The sequence below is a fragment of the Dietzia sp. DQ11-71 genome (assembly GCF_014144995.1).
GTDB classification, from domain to species: Bacteria; Actinomycetota; Actinomycetes; order Mycobacteriales; family Mycobacteriaceae; genus Dietzia; species Dietzia kunjamensis.
On the sequence record NZ_JAALDT010000525.1, the window covers coordinates 1 to 2750 of the forward strand.

Genomic DNA, 2750 nt, shown 5'->3' on the forward strand with positions numbered 1-2750 from the left:
CCGAGATCATCGTCTTTACCGGCGGATTGGCGGTGCTACTGGGCGGATCGTTCCTCCCCCGGCAGCGCCAGTGGATCGCCCGCGCCGCGGCCGCCCTGGCGCTACTGGGCGCCGCGACCGCCGCCGCGGTGGCTATGGCCGGGCCTGCGCAAAGCGCCTTTGCGGGTACCTTTGCCGTGGACACCGCCACCGGCGCCGCACGGGTGATAGCCACCCTGGCCACCCTGCTGATCCTGGGGGTGGCCTCCGGGGAGCTCAAGGACTCCCCGCGCGAATCCGACACCTACGCCCTGCTGCTCTTCGCCACCGCCGGGGTGATGGTCCTGGCCGGGATCACCGACCTGTTGGTGCTGATCGTGGGATTCCTGCTGGCCAGCATCCCGCTGTACGGGATCATCGGACTCACCGGCGGCCGCTTGGGCGCCGAGGCGGCGGTCAAGACCTACCTCATGGGGGCGCTGTCCGGGATCCTGCTGATGCTGGGCGTCACCGTGCTCTATGCCCTGGCCGGAGGCACCGACTACGCCCTGCTCCGGGAGGCGTTGCCCACCGCACCGGACGCCGCCGTGGGGACAGGCATCCTGGGGGTGCTGGCCGGGCTGCTGTTCAAGGCCGGCGGGGTGCCGATGCACTTCTGGGTGCCCGACGCCGCCCAGGGCTCCGGGGTCACCGCCGCCACGTTCCTGACCACCGTGCCCAAGGTGGGCGCGCTGGTGGCCGTGTACCGGTTGGTGGCCACGGTCTCCGCCGAAGAGCACTCCTGGTTGCTCGTCGCCGCCCTACTGGCCACCGCCTCGATGTTCCTGGGCAACCTGGCCGCCTACTGGCAGACCGATCCCCGCCGGCTACTGGGCTGGTCGACCGTGGCGCAGGTGGGGTTCCTGCTGGTGCCCGTGGCCGCAGCCGGGCGCAGCGACCTGGCCCTGCCCTCGCTGTTGTTCTACCTGGCCGCCTACGCCGTGACCAACGTCGCCGCCTTTGCCGTGACCGCTGCCCTGCCCGAGCACCGGACGCTCGCCGAATACCGCGGGCTGGCCCGCTCCCGCCCAGGGTTGGGACTGACCGTGCTCGTGGCGCTGCTGGGGCTGGTGGGCACCCCGCCCCTGGCGATCTTCGTGGGCAAACTGACCACCGCCACCGCCGCCTGGGACGGCGGTCACGGGTGGCTGGCTCTGGTGGTGGTGGTCAACAGCGTGATCAGCCTCTTCTACTACCTGCGCTGGTTCGCCCCCGTCTTCGCCCGACCCGACTCCCAAGCCGCCGAGTTCCCCGGACGCGGCGGGATGGCCGCCTGGCCGGCCGTCACGGCCGCGGTCGCCGCGACCGCGAGCCTGGCGCTGGGCGTCCTGGCCGGTGTCCTGTGGGCTGCCCTCGACGGCCCCGGGATCCTGTAGGGCTGGGAGCGGCAGCCTTCCCCAGCCGGAAGGGGCGTCGAGTAGGTGCGGGAGGGAGCCGGGGGCCGTACAGGAGAGCCCGCTTATAGGAGAGAACCCCCTAAATCGTCGGTTGTCGCCGTAGGACCTAAGTCGCACACCCAGTCGAGCAACGACTACAGCGGCGCCGCGGGTTCAGCCAATGGCGCTGAGGAGGTCGCTGCAGGCCTTTTCGCAACGACGGCAGGCGTCAGCACACAGCTTGCAGTGCTCGTGCATGTCGGCGTGAGCCTCGCAGTCTTCGGCGCAAGTAGCGCACGCGGCACGGCAGGCCTTGAGCAACTCGGTGACCACGGTCAGGTTGCTGCCCGTTCGGCGACTCAGGACGGAAGCGGTGGCGACGCAGACATCGGCGCAGTCGAGATTGGTACGGATGCAGTTCCGCAGGTCGGCAACCGCCTCTTCTGCCAAGCAGGCGTCCGCGCACGCAGTGCAGGACTGCGCGCAGGCCAGCGCCGCGTCGATCGCCTCGGCGAGGCGGTCCACGTCCAGACCACTGGTGGGATTGGGGTGGGAGTTGATCATGGCAGTGGTGCTCATTGTTCCTCCGTAGTCGATGTCGTCTAGAACGCCTCCGACGGGCGGCGCAGTGGGTCTCCCTGCCGCAGGCCGTACCCGTCACCGTAGCCATCGCCGCCGCCCAGTTGGGAGATCGTCTCCGAAGAAACCAAATCGTTAGGCGCCCTGTCCTTGCCAGGCTGTCCAGCCGAATGCCGCAGCGTCGAGACCTTGATCCCTGGGAGTCGACATGCCATTATCTGCGTATAAATGCAGATGCTAAGTGTGGCTTGACGGCGCAGAGTTCGTACGTTGAGCTAGCTGTCGAGGTGTTCGCCATGCTGGCGGATGCGACGCGAGTGCGGATCATTCTGGCCCTTCGCGACGGGGAGCTGTCGGTAAACCAGCTGGCCGAGATCGTCGACAAGTCCCCGGCGTCGGTATCTCAGCACTTGGCCAAACTCCGCCTGGCGCGAATGGTCTCAGCACGCCAAGACGGGCAACGAGTGTTCTACCGCCTGACTGACGAGCACGCCCGCCAGCTTGTCGCCGACGCGATTTTCCAGGCGCAGCACGCGGTGGACAGTCACCCCGCGCATCATGACCGCGACCGTCTGGGCCACGGGAAGACCACCGGCCTATCGTGATCGGTGTCCTTCGGAACAGCACCTATGCCAGGCTCTTCAGCGCTCAGATAGTCGCCCTTCTCGGCACCGGTCTGCTCACCGTGGCGCTCGGGTTATTGGCCTTCGACATCGCCGAACAAGACGCTGGTGTAGTGCTAGGAGACTGCTGAACAATCAGGGTGTCCGCCCCGCG

At 68.2% G+C, this 2750-nt stretch carries 3 protein-coding genes and 1 pseudogene; 3 read left to right on the forward strand and 1 reads right to left on the reverse strand.

Annotation, left to right across the window (positions count from 1 at the left end; all coding sequences use genetic code 11):
• Nucleotides 1-1394: NADH-quinone oxidoreductase subunit N (locus G6023_RS15600; RefSeq protein ID WP_182636393.1), on the forward strand; the 1394-nt coding region annotated here is incomplete at its 5' end.
• A 174-nt stretch (nt 1395-1568) separates the two neighbouring features.
• Here G6023_RS15600 and G6023_RS15605 read toward each other — a convergent pair.
• Entirely contained in the window at nt 1569-1973 is a 405-nt protein-coding gene (locus G6023_RS15605; protein ID WP_069389151.1) for a four-helix bundle copper-binding protein, read from the reverse strand.
• A gap of 224 nt (nt 1974-2197) precedes the next feature.
• Here G6023_RS15605 and G6023_RS15610 point away from each other — a divergent pair, with 224 nt between their 5' ends.
• Nucleotides 2198-2578 carry an ArsR/SmtB family transcription factor gene (locus G6023_RS15610; RefSeq protein ID WP_472986460.1) on the forward strand — a complete coding sequence of 127 codons (381 nt, stop codon included), beginning with the start codon at nt 2198-2200 and terminating at the stop codon, nt 2576-2578.
• A pseudogene (locus G6023_RS16095) lies at nt 2575-2718 on the forward strand (MFS transporter); the annotation flags it as partial. The gene G6023_RS15610 and the pseudogene G6023_RS16095, both read left to right, overlap by 4 nt.
• Nucleotides 2719-2750: the final 32 nt, after the last annotated feature.